Below are 26,081 nucleotides of genomic sequence, written 5' to 3' on the forward strand. Positions count from 1 at the left end.
GCTGCTGATTCTTACCATAAGCTATTACCGGATCTTCGAGCCAGATAGTTCGCGATCGTAAGCAGTCCAACACTAATAATCGCCTTAAACAATCCGATGGCAACCGCATAGGAATAACGGTGTGATCCTAGGCCTACTCGATAGACATACGTATCTATAACATCGGATACCGGCCTCAGCACAGGATTGGATGCCAGGAGCAAGATGTCCTCAAATCCGGCGTTGAGCAAGTTGCCGATAGCAAGAATCATGAAGATGATGACGACCGGCATAATCGAAGGAAGCGTAATCAGATAGATCTGCTTGGTCTTGCTAGCCCCGTCAATGTCTGCAGCCTCGTACAGCGCCGGATCGATACTCGCAATTGCAGCCAGGAATACAATCGAGTTAAATCCAATCTCCTTCCAAACGTTAGCCGAAATGAGTATTGTCCAGAAATATTCTTTCAATGAGAGGAAATTGATCGGTTCATCAATGGCCCCTATCCTCTCCAGCAGAATGTTGATGCTTCCGTTCTCCGTTGACAGCAAGGCGGTGGTGAACCCTGCCACAATAACCCATGATAAGAAATGGGGCAGATATGTAATCGTCTGGATGACTCTTTTGAATAGCATATGGCGAACTTCATTCAATAAAAGTGCCAGTACGATCGGTGCCGGAAATCCGATGAAGAATTTCAACAAACTGACGACAATGGTGTTGCGCAAAATCCTTTCAAACTCGGGAGCGGCAAAGAAGGCTTCAAAATGTTTAAAACCAACCCACGGGTTATCCCAAATCCTTGAACCGGTGAACAAGTTATAATCCATAAAACCCGTTATTACTCCGTACATAGGCAGATAGGCAAAAATGAAAACCAGAATCACTCCTGGTAACACCATAAGTTGAACATCCCATTGCTTCATTAATCGCCTAAGGAAACTTTTACTATGGATTTTTGGCTGCCGGGAAATGGGTGCTTGCTGCTGTTCTGTAGTCGCTTGCGGCATATTTATCCTCCCGTTACGAAATGATGTAAAAGCATGCTGGGTCTCTGGATTTGCAGCATTCCGAAACCGTTTGCAATTAGCTTAGTATCATTCTACCTATGGAAATATATTGAAGCTATATAATAAAACCCCGATTTTTTATACTTCCACCGGAATGTTTTATCGTTTCCAATAAATAAAAAAAGACTGCCTTCAGGTCATATAGACCTATAAGACAGTCTCTGTATGCATCTTTAGGTAGCCATCATTTAGCCCTGACCTCGACCACCGTCGAGAAGAAGGTAGCCCCACCACCCAAGTCGGACAGCCTGTCCGGCGTAAGGGCATTGGCGCGCTGCTTGCGGCCCTCGCCTTCCCACCACAGGCCTTGGCTGACTACGGTGCCCGGCAGCATTTTATCCGTCACCTTCGCCCGGACTTCATAGGTTCCGCGGTCATTATATACGATGACCATCTCGCCGTCCTGAAGCCCGCGTTCCTCCGCATCCGCCGGGTGAATCTGCAGGGCCGGCTCCTTCTCCAGCTTCTGATGCTTCTCCACGTTCGCAAAGGTCGAGTTCAGGAAGTTATGGTTCGGCGGCGAAATGAACATGAGCGGGTATTGATGACCGCGGCCGCGCCTTACCCCGTCATATCCTTCCTTCAGCGGCACGTAGGTCGGAAGGGGCGGCAGACCTGCTTCCTCCAGCTGCGCAGAGTATAACTCGATGCGTCCCGAAGGTGTCGGCAAACGATCCAGATACGTGTCAAGCGGCGTCATATCGAGCTTCACATGGCGCTGTTCCCTCAGCTTGTCCAGCGTGACGCCGTTTAGATAAGGGTTATCCGGGAAGTCGAGCGCTCTTGCGATCATCTCTTCCTCGGTCTCATGAAAAGCCGGTTCCTGGAATCCCATAGCCCGTCCCAGCATGGAAAACAGCTCTACGTTGCCCTTGCTCTCCCCAAGTGCCGGAATGACCGGCTCCTGCAGCTGAACGTACTGATGCCAGTAGGAAGCGTACAGGTCCGTATTCTCGAACGAGGAGGTTGCCGGGAGCACGATATCGGCATACTTGGCCGTATCCGTCATAAACAGGTCATGCACAACCGTAAACAGATCTTCCCGTGCAAACCCTTCCCTGACCCGCTCGGTATCGGGAGCCACAACCAGCGGATTGCTGCAATAAACGAAGAGCGACTTAATCGGCTGTTCGGTCATGGCAAGCGCTTCGCCGATCCGGTTCATGTTAATGGTGCGCGCTTCGGGATTCGGCCGGAGATCGGGACGCTCAAGCGCGTCGCTATCCATGCTGTTGTAACCGCCGTTCGACTTGGCGGCCCCTCCGCCCCGCTTCAGCCATTGTCCGGTCAAAGCGGGAAGCGCGGCAATGCTGCGCACCGTCAAGCCGCCGTTGTCGTGATGCTGAAGACCGTTGCCGATATGGATGTAGGAGGTATCGGCCCGGCCGTAGAGGTCGGCCAATTTCTCGATATCCTCGATCGAGATGCCGGTAATGGAAGAAACGTGCTCCGGCGTGTATTCTTTGACGTGCTCGCGCAAGGCTTCATGACCAATCGTATACTTGCGGAGGAATTCCTCATTTACCATGCCGTCACGGAACATGATGTGCATGAGGCCGACGGCCAGCGCCGCATCCGTGCCTGGATACAGCGGAATGAACCAGTCCGCCCATTGCCCCGTCTGGTTCTTGTGGACATCGATCACAACGACCTTGGCACCGGCTTTGCGCGCTTTCTCTGCAATCACCATCTGGTGCATATTGGTGCTGACGATGTTTCCGCCCCAGACGAGGATGACGTCGGCTCGTACGGTGTCCTCCGGAACGGTTCCCCCATTAAACCCCATCACGGATTTCCAGCCCTCATTGCCCGCGGAATTGCAGATCGACTGCTTCAGGCGGCTGGCACCCAGCCTGTTGAAGAACCTGCGGTCCATGCCGTCGACGCTCAATATCCCCATATTGCCGTAGAAGCTGTAGGGCAGGATGCTCTCGGAGCCGTATTCCTCGATCAAGCCCTTATAGCGTCCGGCTATCTCCTGAATGGCTTCGTCCCAGCTGATCCGCTCGAAGGCGCCCTCTCCCTTGGGACCTACTCTTCGCAGCGGATAGAGCACGCGTTCCGGATGGTACACCCGGTGTGCCATATTACGGACTTTATTGCAGATGGCTCCCTGCGTAATCGGATGCTCCGGATTACCGGTCACCTTGACGATTTTTCCGTTCTCTTTATGCAGCAGCAGGCCGCATGTATCGGGACAATCCAACGGACATACCGCCGGAAATACGCCGTTTTCCTGATGAATCATCGCTTGAGTCATTTCGTGCTTCCCCCTTTTGCTCGGCTGCATCATATCCCTTTATCTTAAAAGAAAATCGGGGTTCCAGTAAAGTCATACATTTTTTTCTAATCAGGTGATTCACTTTTCTTCCCCCCGGGTATATTCCTATCAAGAGCAAAGAAGAGGAACCCAGACCCTTTCTCTTCCTTGCCGAATCATGGACCACTCCCAAAAAAATTCGCCATGCCAGTGTCTCCTCCCCCGAGACCGGCATGGCGAATTTGTTTATATGGCATCCTCCCAGTGACCGATGTTCCCCGCGACTAACCTTCTATATTATAGAAACTCGTGATTTTCGCAGAAAACATGCAAAATAAAAAGCCTGTCAAAGCCACGTCTTTATGTAAGCGCTTATCTGTCATTTTTTATAAATAATTCTGTTCGAATGATCGTTGGAGGATGTTTTACAAACGATTGGAGCAGGCGTAATATACTATTCAGCTTCGAAAACATTCTTCATATTCACATGACATTCGCTTAATTTCCTTGATGGAAAGCGGGGGAACCAACCGTATGGAGGGATACCTATAGGATCCTTCAACCATACTAAGGGGTGAATCCTGATTCCATCGCGTACGTACGCCGCGATGGAATCAGGTAGGGCGACTCTCACCGCCCGAATCCGACAGCTAACCTCGTCAGCGTTGATCGGGAGGGTTGTGAACTTGTGATCAAACACAGGGTTCTAACCTGTGTTTTTTGTTTGCCAAAAATCAGCATAGGAAGGGTGACCGTTCCTAGGTCCAGCATATAAAAAACACCGATAGAAGTCCGTTCAGGGAGCTTCTACCATGAACTTAATCTTAAGCGGCGGTGAAAAACAACCATGTTATCCTCAATCAAGCGCTTCCTCATCGGAAGACCGCTTAAATCGACGGAATTAGGCGAACAAAAGCTGAATAAAACCAAGGCGCTGGCCATCCTGTCATCCGATGCACTATCGTCCGTGGCCTATGGCCCGGAACAAATCCTCATTGTGTTGATGACCGTCGGGGCAGCTGCCTATTGGTATTCCATACCGATTGCCGTCGGCGTCCTGGTCTTGTTGCTGGCACTTATCCTGTCGTACAGACAAATTATTTTCTCCTATCCGCACGGCGGCGGCGCATATGTCGTGTCCAAACGGAATTTGGGCATGTACCCGGGGCTGGTGGCCGGCGGTTCCTTGCTCGTGGACTATATCCTGACGGTTGCGGTCAGCGTGTCGGCCGGGACGGATGCGATCACGTCGGCTTTTCCGGTATTGCATGCCTATAATCTGCCGATCTCCATCGTGTTCGTTCTAAGCTTGACCGTATTGAATTTAAGAGGGGTTACGGAGTCGGCCTCCATACTGGCTTATCCGGTTTACCTGTTCGTGCTTGCGTTATTCATCCTGATCGGGGTAGGGATATTCAACATTGCCACAGGCCATGCGTCTCCGGAGCTTCATACGCCGATCGGCACGCCCGTAGCCGGGCTGAGCTTGTTTCTGCTCCTGCGCGCATTTGCCTCGGGCAGCTCCGCCCTGACCGGCGTGGAGGCGATTTCCAATGCCATTCCGAATTTCAAAGACCCGGCCCCGAATAACGCGGCCAAAACTCTGGTGGCGATGGGGTCGCTGCTGGCCCTGTTATTTTCGGGTATCGTTTTCCTGGCTTATTACTATGGGGTCAGTCCCAGCGAACAAGTCACGGTCGTTTCCCAAATTGCCGAGCATACCTTCGGGCGAAATGCGCTTTATTACTTCATACAAGGGACAACGGCCTTAATTCTGATCCTCGCCGCCAACACGGGGTATTCCGCTTTTCCCCTGCTTGCCGTCAATCTGGCGAAGGATAAGTTCATTCCTAGAATGTTCACCGTCCGCGGCGACCGTCTGGGATACTCGAACGGAATCATTATTCTTGGATTTTTCTCCATTCTGCTGCTGCTGGCTTTTGAAGGCAAAACCGAGCATCTGATTCCGCTCTATGCCGTCGGCGTGTTTATCCCGTTTACCCTCTCCCAGACGGGGATGATGGTGAAATGGATTCGCGAAAAGCCCGAAGGCTGGATCGTCAAGCTGATCATTAACACCACCGGCGCATGCATCAGCTTTATCGTGACCATGATCTTCTTCTTTACGAAATTCGCCCAGGTGTGGACCGTGCTGATATTCCTGCCGCTGATCATCTGGATTTTCACCCGGATCCGCAAGCATTACGAGGCGGTAGCGGACCAGCTCCGGATTACGACCTGCGAGCCGGTTAAGCCGATTGAGGGGAATGTCATCATCCTGCCTGTGGCAGGAATCACGCATGTGGTGGAGAACTCGCTGAATTACGCCAAATCGCTGGGAGCGGGCCAAATCATCGCGGTGTACGTGCCGTTCGAGCGGGAGGAGGAAGTCGCCTTCCAGGAAAAATGGAAAAAGTGGCAGCCGGACATCCGGCTGGTGACGCTGCACTCGCCTTATCGGAGCATCATTCAGCCGCTGACGAAATTCATCGATACCGTGCAGCGCAAGGCTAGCGAATCCGACTATCAGGTTACCGTCGTCATTCCGCAGTTCATCCCCAAGAAGGGCTGGCATAATTTCCTGCACAATCAATCCAGCCTGCTCATCCGGGCACATCTCCTGTATCGGAGAGACGTGATCATCACGACGGTTCCCTACCATTTAAAAAAATAGCGGGCTTGTTCCCTGCTTGATTCATTACTGGGAACAGCCTCGCCCATCACGACAAAAAGCTGCGATCAACCGCTGCCTTTCATCAAGGACGGTTGAACGCAGCTTTTTCTTTAAGCCAGACGCTCGCCAGGCTTCCGGCATTAGGAAACATTCTGCGCCGAATGAACCTGTTGAGGAGCGCCGGCCGATGGCACAGGCGTCTGCTCGCCGCGCGGAGCGGCTGCGGCCTGTTTCTCCTGCTTTAAATAAACGGTTCCGTATGTCGCTCCCACAAATAACGCGCCGCCAACGAAATTGCCCAGCCATACCGGAATGAAGTTCATCAGATACTCGCCCCAGCTGTAATAGCCTTCAAAAATCGCGGCCGGGATGAGAAACATGTTGGCCACCACGTGCTGAAACCCGATGGCGACAAACGCCATGGTCGGAAACCAGATCCCGAGAATTTTGCCGCTCATCTGATCCGATCCGTAGGACAGCCATACGGCGAGGGCTACGAGCCAGTTGCACCCGATGCCCGACAGGAAGGCTTGCAGGAAGCTGTCGTCCAGCTTATGCCCGGCCATATCCACCAGTTTCTCCAGGTAAACGCCGCTGCCTGTCAGACCGGTCACATGGCCGAAGAAGTAAGCGACGAATAACGCTCCCAACATATTGCTGACCGTGACAAGCGCTAAATTCCGCATCATCTCCTTCGTGGAAATTCTCCTCTTGAATCTGGCCAAGGACACGGCCATCATGTTGCCCGTCAGCAGCTCCCCGCCTGCAAGCAGGACAAGAATCAGGCCGACGGGGAATACCGCCGCGCCTATAAAACCGGCAATCCCTCCCCATTCCGGAGACGCTCCGGCAATCACGCGTATGTCAAGCAAAAAGCCGAGCGCAATAAATGCCCCCGCAAGGAATCCTAATATCATCACGTTTATGGCGGAGTTATGCGCTTTTTTCACCCCGTTCTCCACGGTAATCTCCGCAATGCGCTCAGGTTTATGGTAAGCCATGGTCACTCCCTCATTTCTTCCGCATCCGCTTTGTCTACCTATCCGAATGCAGCTCATGATATTCGTGTTATCGTTACCAACATTGTAACGCAGCTTCTTTGGCAAGAACGTGAATTATATCACGATCGTGTCCGTCAGGGACGGACAGATGCAGATGTGATGTTCCGTATGCCTTGATCTGCTGACCACGCTGCAGCGAATAACATGGATCGGATTCGGTGTGGCCATTTAAGCGATATATGGATATAGGCACAGCACCCTGTCCATGGGTGGAGCTTCGGATCAGCTTTAGCGGGGTGACTCCTTTCGCTTCCTTCGAGGAATCGCATATGCCGAAAAAGCGGTGCCCGGGTTTCTCCCCGGCACCGCTCTTTTGGATTGTCTTTACCAGTACGAAGCCCGTTCGTGTTGGATACCATTCTGCCAGATTCGGCTTAAATGTATAGATTTTTACTCACCCGCTAGGCTTTGGCCGCAGTCTCTACCCTGACAGGCGCCTCTGTTTCCTGCACCGGCACCTTGGCGATCGGCAGCTTCATGCTGATGAATGACGACAGCAGGAAGAGCGCGCCTGCCGTAAAATACACCACGACAATGGAGGTTACCGACATATACCAGCCCGTCAGCCCGGAGCCGATGAGCAGCATGCCGGTAAATATCGGCGTCATCACGCCGTTCAGCCGGCCAATGAATTTCTCTTCCACCTGCTGCATCATCACCGCCATCAGGACCGTCTGGGCCATGGCCATCAGCACCCCGGTGACGAAGCGCATCGAGCCGGTCAGGATCGGCCACTGGGACAGCACCTCGACAAAGGTCGAGAGTCCAAGGAAGGCCAGCCCCGCGAACAGCAAGTAGGAACCTTTCACTTTGCCTGCAATCACCGCTGCGATCACACCGCCGATCAACATGCCCAAGCCCTCAAGCGCGGTGAACCACTGGACGCTGGACATCTCCAGCTGAAGACGCTCGGTAATGACGAAGATGTCGAGCGGCTGTACGAGTCCGCTGCCCAGCGCCAACATAACGTAGACTACCAGCAGCACCTTCAACAGCCGGCTGGAACCAATGTAGGCGAAGCCTGCCTTCATGTCCTTCACGAACGAACCGGCTGATACCGAGTCCTTGGAAGGTTCGTCCACGGTGGAAGGCAGAAAGGCCAACACGATCGCCGAAGCGCCGAACAGAATCAGCAAGCTGATTAAAGAGGCCTGCAATCCAAATGCTTGATAAATCGTCGTGCCTACCATAGGTCCCAAAATGATAAACAGCGACATCGAGGTCTGGGATAACGCCGTGGCCGCGGGCACATGCTCATCCGGCAAACACCGCTTGATGATCTTCATGGACGATGGCTGCGAGAATTGCGATACGACGGCCGAGACCAGCGTCACCGCAAACACGGCCTGCCAATATCCCGCATACACAACAAACAAAATAAGCAGAATGGATATGAAGCTTAAAATATCCCCCCATATCATCGTTCGCTTGGGACGCCAACGGTCAGCCAGTACGCCGCCAACCATGGAAATCACGAAGATCGGCGCGTATTCAATCACGGTCAGCAGCGATACGGCGACCGGGTCATGGTTGCTCTGCTCCATAATAAAGAACAACAGCGCCATATTGCGGATCCAGATCCCGATATTTTGCATAAAATCAGATACCATCAACAGCACGAACGCGCGGTTGCCAAACAAATGCTTCATACTCCATCCTCCTGTTAAAACCGACTATTCGGTTTATTTATAATTGCGAAAACGCCCTTTCCTGTTAGCTAAGAAAAGCGTTTTCGATAAATCCTCCTACCGCACCGTACGCTATGAACCTTCACCCGATAACACACCGTTCAAAAAGTACATCACGCTCTTGCGGTACAGCTGCCTTAATTCCTCCTGGGACCGTTCGAAGTACGAAACCGACAACCCGTCCAGCAGCGATCCGAAAATAACGGCTATTTCGTCGATATCCTCTGCCGCTATGCGTCCCTCGTCCGCTCCCTCTGCCAGAATTTCGCGGTAGAGCATACGCGGACCTTGCAGAATCGCCAGCATTTCGCCCACAATCGTCTTATTTTCCGGCTGGTTGATATAGAATTCCTCCGCGATTTTGGTGAGCGGATTCTGGAAGTCGTCAACCATGTGATCGGCGATCCCGTACAGCTTCTCCTCAAAGCTGGCGTAACCGGCTTTTTTGTCGTCCCAGGCTTCCATCCATTCCCGATTCTGCTTTGTCAGCAGCTTGACGAACAAATCTTCCTTGCTCTCGAAGTGATAATAGATGCTTCCCTTGCTGGCCCCCGTATACTTGACCAGTTCATCCATTGACGTTGCCGCATATCCGCGCTGGATGAACAGCTCCTTGGCTTTATCCAGAATCAAATCCCGCTTTCGCTGCGCTTTTTCTGATGACATCGGTGTTAGCACTCCTTGCGTTGGATTCAACAGTCCGCATCAACCAGCGGAAATCCGTGATCCGTAATAAAAAATGTATTCTGTCATGAATGAACTTCATCCCTCTTTAAAAAACCGACTGTACGGTTTAATCATACTGAAAACCTCCTCCCATGTAAAGGACGCTCTTCCGAATGCAACGAAAAAAGGACTTTGCCGAAGCAAAATCCTTGTCCATCTCGCACATTCCAAAATAACAACATGCGATGTATTGCTGCATTATTCCACTGCCCAAATGGCTCTTCCTTCTTTCATCGGATCGCCGTAACTCAGCTGCAGCCCCTGAACGTCCTGCTTCACCTCGTACGGAATCTCGCCCGTCAGCTCGCCGCCCGGAGGAATGGTGCCGTCCAGCATCTTCACGTCATCCGTAATAGGAACCGTATAGTTAAGATCGCTTGAATCCGTCATGGAAAAAGACAGTGCCGAAGAGATGACCAACGGCTCCTGACCGTTGTTCTTCACGGTAATGTCGACCACCTTAAACGTATGGCCGGGCTGGGGCTTCAAGTACTCGTCGCCTTCGGAGTCGCGCACGCCGTTCAGCGTGATGACCGCGCCGTGATAATCGACCGTATCGCCTACAGCGGCAGGCTCGTCGATCGGTTTCGTCTCTCCATCGGCAGGTTGACCCTCCCCTTGGGATGGTTCTGCCGGCGGTTCCTCTTCAGCCGCCCCCGTCTGATCCGTTCCCTCGCTATCCACGACAGCCGGCGGGGTTTCTGCCGGCGGGTCCGCCTGATTGCTGGAACAAGCAGCCGTCAGCAGCATGGAGAACAACACAGCCGAGACCAGCATTATTTTTTTATTCATACTTTATCCTACCTCCTGAAAGTCGATATCGATATGTCCGGATATTTTCCAATTCGCTGTCAAAATCCATATTCCTTCTAAAACAATAAAAAGACCCCCGAATCAGGGGGTCTTCGTTATTGCCTAGAATGAATTAAGCGTGTACCGGCGCTTTGGTCTCCACCGCCGGCAGAGCCTGCAGGCCGGCCGTGTTAAGGAAATTCCACGGCTTGTTGTAATGCGGCTGGAAGAAGAAATCGATGAAGGCCAGCTGGTCGATCGTCATGCGGTTCTGGATGCACACCGACAGGGTGTTGATGGACTGCGTCATGTCCGCCTTGGAGATCACCTGTGCACCGAGCATCCGGCGGCTTTCCTGTTCATACACCACCTTCAGCGTAACTTCCTCGAAGGTAGGCATGAACTCCGGACGGTAATGGTCCGTAATGGTGACCGTATCCACCTTCAAACCTTCATCCTTGGCCGCTCCCTCGGTTAATCCTGTCGAGGCAATGTTGTGTTCGTATATTTTCAATCCGGACGTACCCTGGGTTCCCATATAAGGCGTTGTGGGCTGCACCAAATTCCGTGCAACGAGCGTACCCATCCGGACAGCGTTGGTCGCCAGCGGAATGTACATCATTTTACCCGTCGGGTTATAGAGCACCGAGCAGCAATCGCCCGCTGCATAGACATCCTGCTTGCTGCTTTGCATATATTGGTCCACGACGATGGCGCCGTTCTTCAGCATATCGACCTGCCCCTTCAGCAGCTCCGTATTCGGTCGGAAGCCGATGCAGAGAATGACCAGATCCGTGTCGATCTCCCCTTTGTCGGTGATGACCTTATTCACCTTGCCATCCTGGCCTTGGAAGGACGTCACGGTCTGCCCCATGGCCATCTCGATTCCTTTTTCACGGAACGATTCCTCGATCTTGCCGCTGAACTCAGGATCCAGGTATTTGTTCAGAATCCGATCGGCACTGTCGATCAAAGTTACCTGCTTGCCGTTCTGTTGGAAGGCCTCCACCAGCTCCACGCCGATGTAACCGGCGCCGACAACGGTAATATGTTTGGCTCCTTGCGCTTTATCAATGATCGCGTTGGAATGATCGTAGTTTTTGCAGAGCAAAATATTATTCAAATCGATGCCTTCAAGCTTCGGTACGATCGGCCAGGATCCGGTGGTAACAATCAATTTGTCATAGGTATCTTCAAACGTATCTTCCGTGGCCAGGTTGCGGACCTTCAAGGTTTTCCGGTCCGTATCCACCGAGATGATCTCATGCTTCATCTTGGTTTCGACACCAAGCTCGTCGAGTTTCTGCGGCGAAGAATAGAACAGCCCGTCCGGATCCTTCACAACGCCCCCGACGTAAAGCGCAATGCCGCACGACAAGAATGAGATGTTATCATTGCGTTCGTAAACGGTAATCTGTGCATCGGGATAAAGTTTGGCGGTATTCACGATGGCAGACGTTCCTGCATGGGTACAACCGATAACTGCAACTTTCATGGTTTTTCCTCCTCCAAGTATGAAGCTTTATATTGGTTTAAGATGAGCATTTTTGCCTGGATTCATGCTTGGTAACGCTTGTTGAGCATGAATGGGTGACTGGTAATACTAATTGTGAATAATTTCACTTCATGACCTTATTATAATGTGATTTATTTCACAGTTCAATAGGCGAATTGCGTTATTCACATATTGTTCATAATTTCACATAGTGGGAATGATGAATGATCTTGACTCCAAGATTAACGTCTTGATGCCACCGAATAAGGCGAAATCGAGAATACGGGTACGGGATCCGGGGAAGCTAAAAGGGCCCCGCTTGCCAACATTCTCGAGATACCGGAATAGGTTTTTCTTATTAATAACGGATTATTCCCTTTTTGAAACAATCGGCTGCGGGTAATGTTGTGCAGGAGGTGCTTTATCATGACAACCGTATTTGTTGCCGGAGCGCATGGAAATACCGGGAGACGGATCGCGAAGCTTCTCGCCGAGAAGGGGTATCAAGTCCGCGGCCTGATCCCCGATGAGATTCATAAACGGAAGATGGAGCAGGAGGGTGCCGAGGGAATTGTCGGTGATTTGACGCAGTCTTATTCCGATGGTTTAAGGGACGTAGACGCCGTCATCTGCGCAGTTGGCGCCGGGGTAACGGAAGATCCTCAGGAGACGGATCATGTCGGCACCGTGAGGCTGATCGAGCAGTGCGTGCTTCTAGGAATCAATCGCTTCATTATGATTAGCTGCATGGAGACCAAACATCCGGAGCACTTCTCCGAACTAAAGCCCTATTTGCTTGCCAAACATAAAGCTGAGACCATTCTTGAAGAAAGCACGCTGACTCACACGATCATAAGGACCGGCGAGTTAACGGATGACGCTCCTGCCGGCAGGGTTCAGGCACATCCCGATCTCCGGGAAACCGGATCCATATCCCGTCAAGATGTCGCTCAAGCAGCCGTGCTGTGTCTCTCCACGCCAGAGACGGAACTTAAGGCGTTCGATCTGATTCAAGGCGATCATCCCATACAAGATGCCCTTAAGAGTCTTGCTTCGGGCTGAATGGACGAAATGGCGAGGGATTTCCCATAAAAAAACAGGACTGTTTCTCCTCCGGGGCAAATCCCCCGACGAAAACAGCCCTGTTATGTGCTCATTACTATCTGGCATTAACCCAGCAGGGATTCAATGGCGCCCTTCATCGATTCAGGCGATTCCTTCGGCTCAAACCGCTGGACCACCTTGCCTTCGCGGTCCACCAGGAACTTCGTAAAATTCCAAGCGATCTCTCCGCCTTCATTCGGTCCGGGCTGCTCCGATTTCAGATACTGAAATAACGGATGAGCATGCTCCCCATTCACGTCAATCTTCTGGAAAACCGGAAAGTTCACGCCATAGTTCAATTGACAGAACGATTCGGCCTCTACGCTCGTACCCGGCTCCTGTCCGCCAAACTGATTGCACGGAAAGCCAAGAACCTGAAGCCCTTGCTGGCCGTATTGGTCGTACAGCTGTTGAAGCTCTCCATATTGCGGCGTTAGGCCGCATTGGCTTGCCGTATTCGCGATGATCAAGACCTTGCCCGAATACTGATCGAGCGAGACTTCCTGCCCCTTGGTATTGGTTGCATGATACTCATAAACTGACATCCTCGAATCTCCTCTCCAGCTTGTATTGGAATGAACCGCTTGCTTCCAAGCTTCTGTAGCCTGGCCCATCTTCTTACATCATACCGAATATACGCCCCTAAACCAAATTTTCGGTTCCAATGCCTCTACCCCGCCATCCGTAAATCCATTATGATAAACGTATATCCGCTTCAAGCAAGAGCTACATAGACTCATGACAGCTGTTTAGTCAGCAAGTCAGCAGGGTAATGATTTAGGGTTTGGCAAAATATTGCATGATCCCGCATTTCAACAACAGTAAGCGAGGAAACGAAATGAAATTGTATCCCGAAATGTTCTTGTCTCCATGGCATCTCATCGTCGTTGTCCTGGCCCTGATTGCCTTCATCGGATTGATCAAAGGGGGGTATGACCGAAGGACCGTGCTTCGCAGCACAGGGCTGTCGACGCTGGTTTTCTATTTTATTCTGACGATCCCCATTGGCCTGATCACCCAGGAATCGCTTTACAAAGAAGAAACGATGCTAACCGACCTGGATCAGAACTTTGAGGACAAGAAGGCGGATTCCCAGCTGCAGAGCTTGAAAGACTACGTCGTACTTCACGTTGGAGCGTATAAAAATGAGGATGATGCCGACATCGTCGTCTATGCCGGCAATTATCATGAAAGCCAAGCGTTCAACGGTCATATTACCTTGTTCGTGTACGACAAGAACGATGAGGAAGTCTTTACCGAGATGTACAGGGACATCACCCTCGCCCCCGGCGAGAAGAAAAAGCTGGACACCTCTTTTACCAGCCAGCCCATGGATACCTACAGGTACCGATACGAAACGCACCCCCAAATGTGAAGGGTGCGTTTCTTTCGTTTTCGTATTAGGTTGACAGCCGGTCTCCAGACTCGAACCCTGGCTTATCGTTTTCCGTAAGAGGCTGGTACGGCCCCGGCATCGGCGGAAGATTCTTCGCATCCCGCCCTTTGCGCACATACCGGATTCCCAAATAAAAGAGAGCCGCCACAGGCAGCGACAGCATGGCTATCGCAAGGAGCATGCTGGACATTTGATAGGAAGGATCGGTCTCGATCTCCGAGAAGTCCAGAAACATAAACGATATAAAAGTAACCAGCGAGAACATAATGATCTGTAACCAGCGCATCCATTTCACCAGGAAGAAGAACAGGATCGCCGACAGCGCAACAAGAAGAATGGGGTACAGCGGCTGTTCCGGGTCCGCGTTACCCAGCTCCGCCTGGCGCGTCAGCCAAAAACCGACGGCGAACTGAACCGGGAAAACCAGCCAAGCAAGCAAACCGGTTCCACGAAAAGCCGATCTTCGCTTTTGCAGCGCTTCTTCGTATTCGAGGAGCTTCATCTCGTATTCCAGCTGATCCAGTTCCTCCTCCGTCAGCTCCCTGTCTTCCTCCTCGTTCTCCTGTACCAGGCGATCCAGATACGGACGGAATTGCCGCTCGATATTCCCGTCAAATTCGGCACGCTCTAAATCCTCGTCCTCGCGAAGCACTGACGCCACCGATTCATCCCCCAGATCTTGGATGATGACGGATGTCAGATATAAAGGAATCCCTCGTCTGCCGACGACCTCCAGCCAGCGGTTCGCCTCCATCGGATCCGTGAAAGGAACGGCCACTGCCCGTTCAGCCGTCCCTTCCCCAGCAACAAGGTACATGATGGGCATTAACTCCGCCATAGGCACCGACTCGGTCATTTTGCTGTTTTTATAGGCATAACTGAATTGAAAAATATATCGCCCGTAATATATTTCCTTTACGTCGCCAATCCGAAGGCTCCCCTTCAAGGAGTCTTTCGTCTCGGGATTCCATCGCTCATATTCAATGTGGTCTTCGTATAACAAATATTCGTCCAGATGCGTATTATTCCAGATATGCCCTTTCAGACTCTTGGATAGCCGAATCACCATAAAGATACCGGCGGGTATACCCGCCAGACTTATCCACGTCCAGACATTGGCCCAGAAGTACAACAGAATCAAAGGCCCCATCGTAAACGCCAGGCCCAGCAAAATGCCCAGCACATGCATTTCGAACGTAAGCACCCAATAAAAAGGCTGCATTTTGGGTTTTCTCTGCTCATGAATCACCAGAGACATTCAGGCAGCGCCTCCTCCTTTATTCTTTCGATGTTACCCAATCCAACAGATGGAATAAAGACATTGGAAAGCATATTATGTATAAAGCCTAATATCAAGCCCTTCATCCTATAGTTATGTTCACTCCTGCCTTCGAACCAAAAAAACCTTCCCCGGCAAGTCGGCCGGGGAAGGACCCTCATCTCACGCTTCGCCTTATTGAGCCGTACGGTTTTGAGCCAGCTTAACCAGCAGATGAGCCAGCTGATGCTGCTCCGCTTGCGTTCCGACCTTCCATAACTCCTGAAGAAGTTTCTCCTCGGAATTGCGGGGCTCCTCGTTAGCGGCGAGGTATCCGGCTACCTTCTCTGCCGCCTGCGCCAGCTGCTCTTCATTCAAGCCAATGCTCTCGGCAAGCTGAATTCGTTTGTTCAAATAGGATTGAAAGGCATCGAAGTCAGCCAGGATCCGTTCCTTCTCCTTGTCGTCAATCCGGTCCATAGCGTCATCGACCTTACTCACATCCAGCTCACCGTTCTTGTTCACCACATGATTATGTTCAGACATGGTAACGCCTCCTTGTCATTGACTGGGTAACGATCTCTACTTAAACGTGATCCTTCGGATTGAAACAGAAGACCTCCTAAAATTTACCTTGAACTCCCTAGCGGCTCCGACCGCCGCGTCGTCCACCGCTTTGGCCTCTGGCAGCGCGGCCTTCGGAGGATCGGGTTCCGCCTTGTCCGCCGCGGCCGGCGTGATTCCCCCGCCCCTCGGTTCTGGACGGTCCACGGCTGCTGCCTCGTGCTCCGGCTTGCGGTCCGCGGCCCTCGCCTGCACGACCGCCTTCACGCGCGCCGCTGCCTCGGCCTCCGGCCGCCGATGGTCCTCGACCCTCTCCGGTACGGCCTCCTGTCCGGCCCGAATCGCGGTCATCCTTACGCGATGATCCTGCCCTTCCTCTGCCCTGCTCGTTACCGCGGCTGCGCCCGGAACCCGTGCCCCGATCGGCACGGCTTCTGCCTTGACCACGTTCATTATCGGATTCAAGTGACGAGACATTTCTTGCTTTCTTCGGTCGGCCCGTATCCCTGCCCGAGCCGCCAGAGCTTTCCCGAAGGCTTCCGGCGGCAGAGTCATAGCGTACTCGCTTCAACCGCTGGGAGATCCCTTCTTCGATGCGCTGCAGATCATTAAGGTCTTTTCCGGCCGCAAACGTGATGGCCATACCGCTACCCCCCGCCCGTCCGGTCCGGCCGATACGATGGATGTAGCTTTCAACATCATGGGGCATATCGTAGTTAAAGACATGGGTAACGCCTTCGACGTCCAGCCCCCTCGCGGCAACATCCGTTGCAACGAGCAGCTGCAGCTTGGCTTCCCGGAATCGCTTCATGACCGCTTCCCGTTTCGCCTGGGACAGATCCCCGTGCAGCTCGTCCGATTGGTAGCCATGGGCCAGCAGGGCCTCGTTCAACGTGGTGGCTCTGCGCTTCGTCCGGCAGAAGATGATCGCGAGGAAGGGATTATGCTCTTCGATCATTGCGCGTAAGGCATCCTGTTTGGAACGGTCCGTACACTCGACCACCACCTGCTGGATCTGCTCCAGCGGGATCGGGGAAGCCCCCTTAATCACGATATCGACAGGTTGATTCATATAATTGCCGGCAAGCTGCTTCACGCCGGCAGGCATCGTCGCCGAGAAGAGCATCGTTTGGCGCCGATACGGAAGCGCATGGATCAGCGCCTCCACTTCATCCAAAAAGCCCATATGCAGCATCTGGTCGGCTTCGTCCAGCACCAGCTGCTTCACGCCGCCAAGCTCTAACGTGCCTCGGCGCAAATGATCCAGCAGCCGGCCCGGCGTGCCGATGATCAATTGGCGTCCGCCTTCAAGCTTGCGCAGCTGTTTCTCCACGTCCTGCCCGCCATAGACCGCCAGAATTTTGATGCCGTCCGGCTCTCCTGCCGTCAGCTTCTTGGCTTCTTCCGTAATTTGCAATGCCAATTCCCGTGTCGGCGCAACGATGAGCGCCTGCGGGTACGCCCGCTTGGGATCGATATGCTGCAGAATCGGCAGCATGAAAGCCAGCGTCTTGCCTGTGCCGGTCTTCGCCCGGGCAATGACGTCCTTTCCCTGCAGCAGCAGCGGAATGCTCTCTTGCTGTACCGGAGTCGGTTCCGTAATTCCCTGCTCCTTCAGTTTTCGTACTCTTTGTTCGTCAATGCCCAGCTGTTGAAAGTTCGGCAAACGTTCCACCTCATTTAATTTATTTAGCATCTTATGGTCTCAATCCATTCGATTCAGTAAACAAAACCAACATATTTTCATACATAAATCCCAACAAAAGGCCGATACCATTCGTTCTTAGAAGAACAGGGCGCTTCCCTTATGTGTCCAGTGAATGGAGATATGGTTTGAATCCATTCACTATTTTCGCCAGAAAACTGACAAACGACCCTGACTTTGGTAATGTCAATGATATAGAAATCCAGTATACACCAGCGAGGAGGTGTCCCCGATATGCATATCCTACAGCTCATCCTGACAGCCTTGATCTTGATGATCCTATTCGGCCTTATCAATCTAATGATGAATTATATTTCAAGACGCGACGGGGAGCCCATCGTTCCCTTCCGGAAGAAGCTGTGGCTCATTCCGCTGTTGTCGGCCTTTATCATTATGCCATTGGAGCTCTTTTCCATGCTGTATGCCCAGTGGTTCCCCATGCCCGATCCTTCAGGAACTGGCGAAACGCTTGCCTACGACGGCCAAGGCGTGCTGCTCGGCTTCTCGCTTTTCGTCCTGGTCGGGTTCCTGATCTTCGAAGGTCTCATACATCCATTGGTCATCGCCCTGCTGCGGCTTCTGCTTCGCAAGGATACCTCCATCTATATGAAACAGGCAGTGACGGTCGTGACCGATACGCTGCTGCTGTACATAGCCTCTCTGATCGTGCCCGCCATTCCCGTGGAGGGCTGGCTGCAATCGTTGGTCATCGCCGTATTTTTCCATCTCATAGAGTGGATCCTGATCGGTGTCCAGGCCTGGATGCAGCAACGCAAACGGACAAGAGCCGAATCGGCAGGCTAGAACCTGCCGGATTTGAATATGGCGTACAGCAGCCATGCCACCATCAGCAGGGCTACGATGAATCCGACTTCAATCACCGGGAAGCTCCATATCATCATCGGCTCCCGGCTGAGCGACGATCCGATAATCAGCCCTACCATGATGATGCTGAAAGCCAGAAGCACGATGCTGAAGGACAGCCGGTTACTGATCTGATCCAACTTGCGCATCAGCGTTTTCAGTTCCGGAACGCTGATCTCCACCCGCAGTTTTCCTTTGCTGATCAGGGCCGACAGCTGCCGGGCTTGACCGGGCAGATCGAGCAAACTCTCGGCAAGCCCCGCCACCCCATCCAGCACCTTCCTGCTGATCCGGCGGGTATTGTACCGCTTCTTCAACAGCTTCCTTCCGAAAGGCTCCGCCATATCGATAATACTCAGGCTCGGGTCCAGCATCTCGATGACCCCTTCCAGGGTCAGCAATGATTTGCCAAGCAGCGTCATATCCGGAGGCAGCATAATCCGGTGCCGCTGGGCAACGGCAAACAGATCGGTCAATGCCTTGCCGATGCGCACTTGAGCAAAAGGCACGTCATAATACTCTTCCCGCAGACGGTCCATATCCGACCGCAGCGCATCCATATCGCAATCGTCCGGAATCAAACCCATTCTGGAAATCGCCCGGATCATCCCTTCCGAATTCCGCCGCATCAATGCAATAATAAGTCCTGACAGATGATCCTTCATATCTTCGCTGAGGTGACCCACCAGCCCGAAATCCAGAAAGACCAGCTTGCCGTCCTCCCTGACGAGCAGGTTCCCCGGATGAGGGTCGGCATGAAAGAAGCCCTCAATAAAAATCTGCTGCAGCATGCCGTCGGTCAGATGCTCGGCGATCGCCTTGAGATCATGCCCCTTGGCCACAACCTCCTGCCTGCGGCTTAAGGTAATACCCTCGGCATACTCCATCATCAACACCTTCGATGACGTATAATCCCAATAAATCCGCGGAATATGGACAAATTCCTGCTCCGTCATCCGGGATGCGATCTTCTCCGCATTCCGGGCTTCATGGCTGTAATCCAGCTCCGCCATCATCGCTCTGGCAAACTCGTCAACGATTCGATCCACGCGGTACTGCTTCACCCATTCCCAATGGCGCTCGGCAATCGAAATTAAATCCCGCAGGATTTCCAAGTCGCGGCCGATCATGCGGGCCACGCCCGGACGCTGCACCTTGATCGCTACAAGCTCTCCGGATTTCAGCCTCCCGGCGTGAACCTGGCCGATTGAGGCGGCAGCCAGCGGCTTGTCCTCAAACTCACTCAACACGTCGTCGATCGGCATGCCCCATTCTTGTTCAATCAGCTCACGTGCGCTCGCGGAAGGGAACGGAGGCACCCGTTCCTGCAGCTTGACCAATTCCTGGATAATGTGGTCTGGCAGCAGGTCCGATCGGGTACTCGCCAATTGGCCCAGCTTCACAAAGGCAGGCCCCAGATCCTCCAGCACTCGCCGAATGCGTTCCCCAAGCGTAATCGTCTCCGGCTGCTCCTTGGAGCTCCAGCGGACAGGCAGCGACAGAACATGGAACAGTCCCATCTCCTCCACCATATAGCCAAAGCCATGACGCATGAGCGCCATGGCGATTTCCCGGTAACGTCCGGCATGTCGAATTCGGACCGCCATCTATTCCTGCCGCGATCCTTCCAGTTCTACAACCTTCTTCTCCAGAGCGGCAATGCGCTGTTCCAGGCTGGCGACATCGCTCTCTTTGGGAACATCCAGATCAGACAACACGCGCTGCACCTGCTCATAAATATATGACTTGATCTGGGATTGCTCCTCTTCGCCGCGCTCGACGAGGCGGTTCACCAGCGCCTTGGATTCCGCAGGAGCCAGCTCCCCGCGTTTGACCAGATCGTCCACGATTTTCTCTACTTTTTCCTTGCTGACCACGGTAAGGCCCAATCCTAACGAGATGGCTTTCTTAAAAAGATCACTCACGATATATCCCTCCCGGTCGTTGTCTGGTTCCATTATAACCTTTAACGCTGGCAAAAACATCTATCCTTGGACTTGCTTTCTAAGTATCGAGAAGCTCCCTTATCAATGTCCCCTGATTTTCCATGAAATATGAGGGCCAATCGGGCGGACGGCGGGAATGCACTAATGCCATGACAAAAAAGCGAACAGCCGGGTTAAAACCCGTGCTGTTCGCTGATACGGCTATCCTACGCAGATGAAGAACGGTTTAATCGTCATCCCGATCATCATCGTAATGATCATCGTGATCATCATCCCAATCATCATGGTCATCGTGGTCGTCATCATCATGGTCGTCGTATTTCTCGTATTCTGCCTTGATCACTTTGCCGCTGACCGCGTTGATCTCAACCTCGGACGAGCCTTTGGCCGTCTTCACTTCGACGTCATACACCCACCGGCCGTCATCGTGGTCCAGATCAACCTCTACGGCTGTCCCGCTCTTGACGTGTTTGACAGCGATGGCGGATGCCTTGCCGGCACCGATCAGATTCCCCGGAATGCTGTCACGGTCATCATCGTCATCATCCCGATCTACTATGACGCCAAGGGATTTGCCTGTGTAGGCATCAATCCATACATCGACATCCCGGTTGCTCTGCTGAATCTCAACATCGTACACCAGCTTGCCCTTTTTGCGGTCGATGTCAATGCTCTCCACTTTACCGCTGGCAGCCGCGAGTGCCAATTGTTCCGCTTTTTCCATTCCAATGAGCTGCTTCTCCTGTTTGGCTGCCGCCTGGGTTCCTGCCGGCGTTGTCTGTCCTGATCCTGCAGCCTGCACGGCGCTATAGCCGTATACTCCACTTGCCGCGATCGCTACGGACAGTGCGCCTGCCCACCATGTTCTTTTGTTCATCATTTTGCCTCCTCAAAACTCTCTGTGTGATCTCTACAAACCCAATATACCGTCACAACATGAGAGCTTTCGGAGAGAAAGATTAGAATACGATGAGAAAATGCGAACAGGCCTCTAATCTATTCATCGTCATCCTCGTCATCCCAAGTCACGGTCATGATCTTGCCGGTAATCGCGTGGACCTGAATGGTCGCTTCGCGCCCGTCTTCCCGCTCGATCTCGACCAGATAATAACGGCTGCTCTTGCTCTCGCGATATTCCACGTCTTCCACCGTTCCCGGTACCTTCTCTAAAGAAAGCTTGATCGCGTACTCTTTAGTGATCATCGTTGCAGGCGGCTCCACAGTTCCGCTTTCACCATCCGCTGATCCCTTCTCGCCATTCTCAGCGGGCTCCGCAGGAGTCGTGCTTGGATTGTCGGTCGGCTGCTTGGTTTCGCCGGGCTCCGGCTCTGGCTTCGCTGGCGCTTTGTCCAGCTGCTTGATGGACACGATATCGCCTTGACGGGCATCCACCGTCATCTCATACCTTCCGGTATTGGACTCCAGCTCCATCCGGTACATCTCCCCATCCAGCGTTGCTTTTGTAATCTCACCGTCCGGATATTGTTTCAATACTCCGCTTACGGCTTCCTCCTGCGACATCGCCTCCGTCGAACGGGTAAACGGACTCCATACCGCATTCACGATGATCATGACGGCCACCACGATAATGACGCCCAGCAGCACACTCACTTTTTTACGCATTGAATCACCTCGCAACCCATTCGGTCTATACCGTCAGTATAGCGCAGCATGGTTAGAATTCGATGAGAAAACGGTGGGCTGCTGACGTTTATTTCGATTCTTGGAGCCGAATGGTGGCCGTTGTGCCCACGCCGGGCAGGCTTTCCAGCTCCAGCTCAGCAGAGATGGCCTCCGCGATATCCTTGGCCAAGGACAATCCAAGGCCGGCTCCCCCGCCCCGGCGGGTACGAGCTTCGTCCACCCGGTAGAAACGGTCGAAGACGTGCTCCAGCTCCTCTTTGGCAATGCCGATTCCGCGGTCGATGACCCGGATATATACCTCCGACGGCTTTCTGCCCAACTGGATGACGATATGTTCGTCACTGTATTTGCGTGCATTATCCAGCAGAATGAACAAGAGCTGCTTGAGCCTGCGGCTGTCCGTCCAGCCCAGAACCTCGCCGTCGGCTTCAACCTCGACCGTGCGGTTATAGGCATCGCGAAATGCGCGAGCGGAAGACTCCGATAATGCTGCGAGATCCACCTGCTCCATCTCGACCTGCCATTGGTCCTGGTTGCGGGCAAGCAGCAGCAGCTGCTCCGTCATCTCCTTCATCCGGATCGCTTCCGAATGGATCGCATCGACGGACTCTATGAACAGCTCCGGCCGATCCAGGCCTCGCCGCTTCAACAAACTGGCGTAACTCTCGATGATGGTGAGCGGTGTTTTTAACTCATGGGAAGCGTTGGACACGAATTGTTCCTGCCTCGCATGGTTGCTCTCCAGCAGCGTGATCATGTCATTGAACGCAGCCCCCATCTCCACCAGCTCATCCTTGGATGTTTCCTTCAGCTCGATCCGACGGAACCGTCCGCTCTGCCGAATCTCCCGCATCGTACGGATTAAGGCCGTAATCGGCTGCACGATTAAACGCCCCAATATCCGCGTCGAAATGATGACCGGAACCAAAGCGATCGCGGTTACGGCCACCAGCACAATGCGCAGCACCTGCAGCGTCTCCATCGTAGCGGCAAGGCTGCGGGAAATTTGGATGTTGTATACCGCCCCGTCGCTCCAAATGACAGGCAGGGACACCAGCACATAACGCATTCCTTCATATCGGATCTGCTCGACCTGCTTATTGGCGTTATAAGGCAGCTTCAGCTCATCCATATCCTCGCCGGAGGAGGTCACGTAAGGAGACTTGGCCTTGCTGTCAGCCGGGACGAATTGAATCTTTCCGTCAGCCGGGACATAACTTCGCAGCAAATCGTCAATGGGAATGGTCGCGGCAGAATGCGCAATGCTTCTGACGATGCTTCCCGCCTCGGCTTCCGCCTGCTCCAGCTGGCTGTCCACCGTCATTTTGCTGAACACGTAATACACGGATAAATTCATGACAATCAGGATGGCGGCCATCAGCACCGACGAATAGAGATGGATTTTGCTGCTCAGCTTCATAGGGTTTCTTTCAGCACGTAGCCGACGCCGCGAACGGTGTGGATGAGCTCTTGCGTGCCGCCATGATCGATTTTCTTGCGGACGTAACGTATGTATACATCAACGACGTTGGTATCGCCGTAATAATCGTACCCCCACACGGCAGCAAGAATCTGCTCGCGGTTCAGCACCTGCCGCTTGTTCTTCAGCAAATAGACGAGCAAGTCAAATTCACGCGGCGTCAGATCGATCCTTCTGCCGTCGCGAATCACTTCCCGCGTGCCTTCATTCAATTTCAAATCCGCGGCCGTAAGCCACTCCCCAGCCGGTTCTTCTTCCGGATGAGGCTTTCCCTGAAGCCGTAATGCAGCACGAATCCGCGCCAGCAGCTCTTCGATCTGAAACGGCTTCGTAATATAATCATTGGCTCCAAGATCCAGCCCCGATACCTTATCTTCAACGGAGCTCTTCGCCGTAAGCAGCAGCACGGCCGTATGGGAATCATGGGCACGAATCCGCCGCAGCAGCTCAATGCCGCTCATACCCGGAAGCATGACATCCAGCAGAATGAGATCCACCTCCTGGCTGCGGTATGCCTCAAGCGCATCCAGCCCGTTATCCGCCTTGGTGACCTGGTATCCTTCACTCTCCAGCTCGATTTCAAGCAAACGGGATATTTTCGCTTCATCCTCAACAATTAGTATCTTCCCGCTCACGCGCGTCCCTCCTGCCCGATCATTTCGAAATGCCTTAACCCGGAACGCGCGCCGCCCACTTGGCCGCTTGCGTAATCATTAAACGCAGCTGAGGCTGGAGAAAGGACGGCTCATGATGGCCCGGCATCAAGAAGACCACGCGTCCAATGCCATACGTATGGCACCAGGCGGCAGGCCACTGCTTGCCTTCGTACTCATAATGCAGCAGCACGGTTTTTTCCGTGAACGGACTGAATACGAACCGGTAAGGCTCCTCGTCCAGCACAAACGGCTCAACGCCCTCCGTAATATCGTGATCGGTCTCCCCCGGAACGAAATACAGCTTCTCCATCGGCGGGTGCCCGTCAAAACGGGCGCCAATCAGCTGCGCCAGCTCATAACGGTTTGCCAAGGTAACGCCATTATGAATCACGAGCAAGCCGCCGCCTCCGCTAACGTAGGACAGCAGGCCTGCGGTCTGCCGCGGCGAAACCCGCTCGTCCCACAAGTCGCTATAGGCGATGCACAGCTCGTAAGGGTAGAGATTGCTTTCATGAAGCATTTTATGGTTTTCCGTGCACTGCACGGTGAACATGTCGTTCAGCAGATGCGTGATCTGTTTGTCTATGCCTTGCAGCGGATGAAACTTCGGGTGCGTGTAGCTGCCGAGCAGCAATGCTTTTCTCTTATCCATCGGTCATCCTCCTATTTACTACTCAATATTTCACATGAACCTGAGGAACATGCATCGACGAGCTGGAATGGATCGAAATCCTTAGCTTCGTTACGTTATATCATGACATTATTCTTGATTTTGAGCAAAATAACGGCCAAGCGTCACCATCATGCTGCCCATTCGCTCTTCCTCGGGAACCACCATGCGTTCAATGCCTTCCTCGCGGAGTCCCTGAGCCGTCACCTTGCCGACAGCCGCCGCCACGACCGGTCCGCGGAACGCCTCCAGCACGGCTTCCAGCTTGCCATGGGCACGAGCATAATCCGCAAGAAAACGAAACTGTGGCGCACTTGTAAAAGCAACCGCATGAACCTTGCCGCCAACGATTTCGTCAACGAGCAGGGAAATATCCTCCTCCAGCGGCGGAATATGCTTATAAGGCAGAATCTGCTGCACCTCCGCTCCCCGTTGCTGAAGCCAATCGACCAGCTTAGGCGCAGACTCGCCATGCAGCTGCAGAATGACGCGTTGACCCGACAAGTCATGCGGCGCAAGCGACCGGATCAGTCCGGACGTGCTGCCGTCATCGTCTCTGACGACCGGTGCCAAACCGCGTTTTTTCAGAGCATTCGCGGTCTTGTACCCTCTTGCCGCAATCGCGGTGCGTTGAAGCGTTTCATTCAATGTATCCAACAGGCCCATCTGCTCGGCCGTATCGTAAATGGCCTCCAGGCCGATTCCCGTCGTAAAGATCGCCCACGGCGCAGGCGCCTCGAGCCAAGCTTCGATGGAACGCCGGAGCACTTCATCATCCAAAAATACCGTCCCCTGCGCCGGGCGAAGCACCGCCGTGCCTCCCATCTTCTCCACCAGCTTGGCCATGTCCGCCGCTTTGCGCGGGCCTGCCAAGGCTACAACCCGATCTTTCATATGCTGTGCCATGATATATGCCTCACTCTCTTAAATTCTAGCTTATGCAACCTTCATGCCGTATAGCCTCTAGCAGCTGACTCCAGTATAAAGGCCATGATCCCATAGATAAAGCCACTAAGGTCTTATTCTTCCAAAAAGCCCCCCTTTCCTGC

General features: G+C 53.1%; 23 protein-coding genes and 1 riboswitch. Of the genes, 4 read left to right on the forward strand and 19 right to left on the reverse strand.

Going from position 1 to position 26,081, the window contains the following annotated elements; all coding sequences use genetic code 11:
• Positions 1-11 precede the first annotated feature (11 nt).
• Together AC3RCL_RS29950 and AC3RCL_RS29955 are read right to left on the reverse strand one after the other, a co-directional pair.
• A complete protein-coding gene (locus AC3RCL_RS29950) occupies positions 12-989 on the reverse strand; it encodes an ABC transporter permease (RefSeq protein ID WP_492533601.1) in 978 nt (325 codons plus the stop codon).
• A gap of 244 nt (positions 990-1,233) precedes the next feature.
• Positions 1,234-3,309 carry a molybdopterin-containing oxidoreductase family protein gene (locus tag AC3RCL_RS29955; RefSeq protein ID WP_228468832.1) on the reverse strand — a complete coding sequence of 692 codons (2,076 nt, stop codon included), beginning with the start codon at positions 3,307-3,309 and terminating at the stop codon, positions 1,234-1,236.
• 485 nt (positions 3,310-3,794) lie between these two features.
• Positions 3,795-3,990: riboswitch (cyclic di-AMP (ydaO/yuaA leader) on the forward strand.
• Positions 3,991-4,156: 166 nt separating this feature from the next.
• On the opposite strand from AC3RCL_RS29955, the gene AC3RCL_RS29960 reads away from it, so the two are divergent.
• Positions 4,157-5,983, forward strand: a complete 1,827-nt coding sequence (locus tag AC3RCL_RS29960) for an APC family permease (protein ID WP_492533603.1) — start codon at positions 4,157-4,159, stop codon at positions 5,981-5,983.
• A gap of 140 nt (positions 5,984-6,123) precedes the next feature.
• Here the strand turns inward: AC3RCL_RS29960 and AC3RCL_RS29965 are convergent, their stop codons facing one another.
• The 5 genes from AC3RCL_RS29965 to AC3RCL_RS29985 all read right to left on the reverse strand — a co-directional run bounded on the left by AC3RCL_RS29965 (position 6,124) and on the right by AC3RCL_RS29985 (position 11,745).
• Positions 6,124-6,984, reverse strand: coding sequence for a formate/nitrite transporter family protein (locus AC3RCL_RS29965; RefSeq protein WP_192570374.1), 861 nt, complete (start codon positions 6,982-6,984; stop codon positions 6,124-6,126).
• 461 nt (positions 6,985-7,445) lie between these two features.
• Entirely contained in the window at positions 7,446-8,693 is a 1,248-nt protein-coding gene (locus AC3RCL_RS29970) for an MFS transporter (RefSeq protein ID WP_492533605.1), read from the reverse strand.
• Positions 8,694-8,804: 111 nt separating this feature from the next.
• Positions 8,805-9,398 (reverse strand): TetR/AcrR family transcriptional regulator, encoded by a 594-nt coding sequence (locus AC3RCL_RS29975; protein WP_213580687.1) that lies wholly within the window; start codon positions 9,396-9,398, stop codon positions 8,805-8,807.
• Between the two features lie 258 nt (positions 9,399-9,656).
• Positions 9,657-10,250, reverse strand: coding sequence for a DUF4352 domain-containing protein (locus AC3RCL_RS29980; RefSeq protein ID WP_192570372.1), 594 nt, complete (start codon positions 10,248-10,250; stop codon positions 9,657-9,659).
• A gap of 133 nt (positions 10,251-10,383) precedes the next feature.
• The gene (locus AC3RCL_RS29985) at positions 10,384-11,745 is read right to left on the reverse strand and encodes an FAD-dependent oxidoreductase (protein WP_036662044.1); all 1,362 of its coding nucleotides are present in this window, start codon (positions 11,743-11,745) and stop codon (positions 10,384-10,386) included.
• A gap of 426 nt (positions 11,746-12,171) precedes the next feature.
• On the opposite strand from AC3RCL_RS29985, the gene AC3RCL_RS29990 reads away from it, so the two are divergent.
• Positions 12,172-12,807, forward strand: coding sequence for an SDR family oxidoreductase (locus AC3RCL_RS29990; protein ID WP_096775823.1), 636 nt, complete (start codon positions 12,172-12,174; stop codon positions 12,805-12,807).
• Between the two features lie 107 nt (positions 12,808-12,914).
• Here the strand turns inward: AC3RCL_RS29990 and AC3RCL_RS29995 are convergent, their stop codons facing one another.
• A complete protein-coding gene (locus tag AC3RCL_RS29995) occupies positions 12,915-13,394 on the reverse strand; it encodes a glutathione peroxidase (RefSeq protein WP_492533608.1) in 480 nt (159 codons plus the stop codon).
• A 293-nt stretch (positions 13,395-13,687) separates the two neighbouring features.
• Between AC3RCL_RS29995 and AC3RCL_RS30000 the strand changes: the two genes are divergently transcribed.
• Positions 13,688-14,224, forward strand: coding sequence for a hypothetical protein (locus AC3RCL_RS30000; protein WP_096775821.1), 537 nt, complete (start codon positions 13,688-13,690; stop codon positions 14,222-14,224).
• Between the two features lie 25 nt (positions 14,225-14,249).
• Here AC3RCL_RS30000 and AC3RCL_RS30005 read toward each other — a convergent pair whose 3' ends face one another.
• The 3 genes from AC3RCL_RS30005 to AC3RCL_RS30015 all read right to left on the reverse strand — a co-directional run bounded on the left by AC3RCL_RS30005 (position 14,250) and on the right by AC3RCL_RS30015 (position 17,763).
• Complete coding sequence (locus AC3RCL_RS30005) at positions 14,250-15,503, reverse strand: hypothetical protein (RefSeq protein ID WP_492533610.1); 1,254 nt, start codon at positions 15,501-15,503, stop codon at positions 14,250-14,252.
• A gap of 195 nt (positions 15,504-15,698) precedes the next feature.
• Positions 15,699-16,049, reverse strand: a complete 351-nt coding sequence (locus tag AC3RCL_RS30010) for a DUF3243 domain-containing protein (RefSeq protein WP_015737797.1) — start codon at positions 16,047-16,049, stop codon at positions 15,699-15,701.
• 97 nt (positions 16,050-16,146) lie between these two features.
• A complete protein-coding gene (locus AC3RCL_RS30015; RefSeq protein ID WP_492533613.1) occupies positions 16,147-17,763 on the reverse strand; it encodes a DEAD/DEAH box helicase in 1,617 nt (538 codons plus the stop codon).
• Between the two features lie 243 nt (positions 17,764-18,006).
• Between AC3RCL_RS30015 and AC3RCL_RS30020 the strand changes: the two genes are divergently transcribed.
• Entirely contained in the window at positions 18,007-18,576 is a 570-nt protein-coding gene (locus tag AC3RCL_RS30020) for a hypothetical protein (protein WP_009590358.1), read from the forward strand.
• Here the strand turns inward: AC3RCL_RS30020 and AC3RCL_RS30025 are convergent.
• The 8 genes from AC3RCL_RS30025 to AC3RCL_RS30060 form a co-directional block, all read right to left on the reverse strand.
• On the reverse strand, positions 18,573-20,243 hold the full coding sequence (locus AC3RCL_RS30025; RefSeq protein ID WP_277747251.1) for an ABC1 kinase family protein: 1,671 nt from the start codon (positions 20,241-20,243) through the stop codon (positions 18,573-18,575). The genes AC3RCL_RS30020 and AC3RCL_RS30025 overlap by 4 nt on opposite strands.
• The gene (locus AC3RCL_RS30030) at positions 20,244-20,561 is read right to left on the reverse strand and encodes a phasin family protein (RefSeq protein ID WP_009590344.1); all 318 of its coding nucleotides are present in this window, start codon (positions 20,559-20,561) and stop codon (positions 20,244-20,246) included.
• 247 nt (positions 20,562-20,808) lie between these two features.
• Complete coding sequence (locus AC3RCL_RS30035) at positions 20,809-21,462, reverse strand: PepSY domain-containing protein (protein WP_277747252.1); 654 nt, start codon at positions 21,460-21,462, stop codon at positions 20,809-20,811.
• 116 nt (positions 21,463-21,578) lie between these two features.
• Positions 21,579-22,205 carry a PepSY domain-containing protein gene (locus AC3RCL_RS30040; protein ID WP_492533616.1) on the reverse strand — a complete coding sequence of 209 codons (627 nt, stop codon included), beginning with the start codon at positions 22,203-22,205 and terminating at the stop codon, positions 21,579-21,581.
• 88 nt (positions 22,206-22,293) lie between these two features.
• Complete coding sequence (locus tag AC3RCL_RS30045) at positions 22,294-23,646, reverse strand: sensor histidine kinase (RefSeq protein ID WP_492533619.1); 1,353 nt, start codon at positions 23,644-23,646, stop codon at positions 22,294-22,296.
• Entirely contained in the window at positions 23,643-24,341 is a 699-nt protein-coding gene (locus tag AC3RCL_RS30050) for a response regulator transcription factor (RefSeq protein WP_096775815.1), read from the reverse strand. The genes AC3RCL_RS30045 and AC3RCL_RS30050 overlap by 4 nt, the downstream gene beginning before the upstream one ends.
• Positions 24,342-24,375: 34 nt before the next feature.
• Complete coding sequence (locus tag AC3RCL_RS30055) at positions 24,376-25,014, reverse strand: ThuA domain-containing protein (protein WP_009590348.1); 639 nt, start codon at positions 25,012-25,014, stop codon at positions 24,376-24,378.
• A gap of 108 nt (positions 25,015-25,122) precedes the next feature.
• Positions 25,123-25,938: a uroporphyrinogen-III synthase gene (locus AC3RCL_RS30060; RefSeq protein ID WP_492533622.1), complete on the reverse strand. Its 816-nt coding sequence runs from the start codon at positions 25,936-25,938 to the stop codon at positions 25,123-25,125.
• Positions 25,939-26,081 lie beyond the last annotated feature (143 nt).

This window comes from Paenibacillus sp. MT86, from assembly GCF_058792535.1.

What these genes read in the sequence shown, in the direction of transcription:
- AC3RCL_RS29950 (WP_492533601.1), bottom strand. Translation starts at nt 989, where the DNA reads ATGCCGCAAGCGACTACAGAACAGCAGCAAGCACCCATTTCCCGGCAG.
- AC3RCL_RS29955 (WP_228468832.1), bottom strand. Translation starts at nt 3,309, where the DNA reads ATGACTCAAGCGATGATTCATCAGGAAAACGGCGTATTTCCGGCGGTA.
- AC3RCL_RS29960 (WP_492533603.1), top strand. Translation starts at nt 4,157, where the DNA reads ATGTTATCCTCAATCAAGCGCTTCCTCATCGGAAGACCGCTTAAATCG.
- AC3RCL_RS29965 (WP_192570374.1), bottom strand. Translation starts at nt 6,984, where the DNA reads ATGGCTTACCATAAACCTGAGCGCATTGCGGAGATTACCGTGGAGAAC.
- AC3RCL_RS29970 (WP_492533605.1), bottom strand. Translation starts at nt 8,693, where the DNA reads ATGAAGCATTTGTTTGGCAACCGCGCGTTCGTGCTGTTGATGGTATCT.
- AC3RCL_RS29975 (WP_213580687.1), bottom strand. Translation starts at nt 9,398, where the DNA reads ATGTCATCAGAAAAAGCGCAGCGAAAGCGGGATTTGATTCTGGATAAA.
- AC3RCL_RS29980 (WP_192570372.1), bottom strand. Translation starts at nt 10,250, where the DNA reads ATGAATAAAAAAATAATGCTGGTCTCGGCTGTGTTGTTCTCCATGCTG.
- AC3RCL_RS29985 (WP_036662044.1), bottom strand. Translation starts at nt 11,745, where the DNA reads ATGAAAGTTGCAGTTATCGGTTGTACCCATGCAGGAACGTCTGCCATC.
- AC3RCL_RS29990 (WP_096775823.1), top strand. Translation starts at nt 12,172, where the DNA reads ATGACAACCGTATTTGTTGCCGGAGCGCATGGAAATACCGGGAGACGG.
- AC3RCL_RS29995 (WP_492533608.1), bottom strand. Translation starts at nt 13,394, where the DNA reads ATGTCAGTTTATGAGTATCATGCAACCAATACCAAGGGGCAGGAAGTC.
- AC3RCL_RS30000 (WP_096775821.1), top strand. Translation starts at nt 13,688, where the DNA reads ATGAAATTGTATCCCGAAATGTTCTTGTCTCCATGGCATCTCATCGTC.
- AC3RCL_RS30005 (WP_492533610.1), bottom strand. Translation starts at nt 15,503, where the DNA reads ATGTCTCTGGTGATTCATGAGCAGAGAAAACCCAAAATGCAGCCTTTT.
- AC3RCL_RS30010 (WP_015737797.1), bottom strand. Translation starts at nt 16,049, where the DNA reads ATGTCTGAACATAATCATGTGGTGAACAAGAACGGTGAGCTGGATGTG.
- AC3RCL_RS30015 (WP_492533613.1), bottom strand. Translation starts at nt 17,763, where the DNA reads ATGCTAAATAAATTAAATGAGGTGGAACGTTTGCCGAACTTTCAACAG.
- AC3RCL_RS30020 (WP_009590358.1), top strand. Translation starts at nt 18,007, where the DNA reads ATGCATATCCTACAGCTCATCCTGACAGCCTTGATCTTGATGATCCTA.
- AC3RCL_RS30025 (WP_277747251.1), bottom strand. Translation starts at nt 20,243, where the DNA reads ATGGCGGTCCGAATTCGACATGCCGGACGTTACCGGGAAATCGCCATG.
- AC3RCL_RS30035 (WP_277747252.1), bottom strand. Translation starts at nt 21,462, where the DNA reads ATGATGAACAAAAGAACATGGTGGGCAGGCGCACTGTCCGTAGCGATC.
- AC3RCL_RS30040 (WP_492533616.1), bottom strand. Translation starts at nt 22,205, where the DNA reads ATGCGTAAAAAAGTGAGTGTGCTGCTGGGCGTCATTATCGTGGTGGCC.
- AC3RCL_RS30045 (WP_492533619.1), bottom strand. Translation starts at nt 23,646, where the DNA reads ATGAAGCTGAGCAGCAAAATCCATCTCTATTCGTCGGTGCTGATGGCC.
- AC3RCL_RS30055 (WP_009590348.1), bottom strand. Translation starts at nt 25,014, where the DNA reads ATGGATAAGAGAAAAGCATTGCTGCTCGGCAGCTACACGCACCCGAAG.
- AC3RCL_RS30060 (WP_492533622.1), bottom strand. Translation starts at nt 25,938, where the DNA reads ATGGCACAGCATATGAAAGATCGGGTTGTAGCCTTGGCAGGCCCGCGC.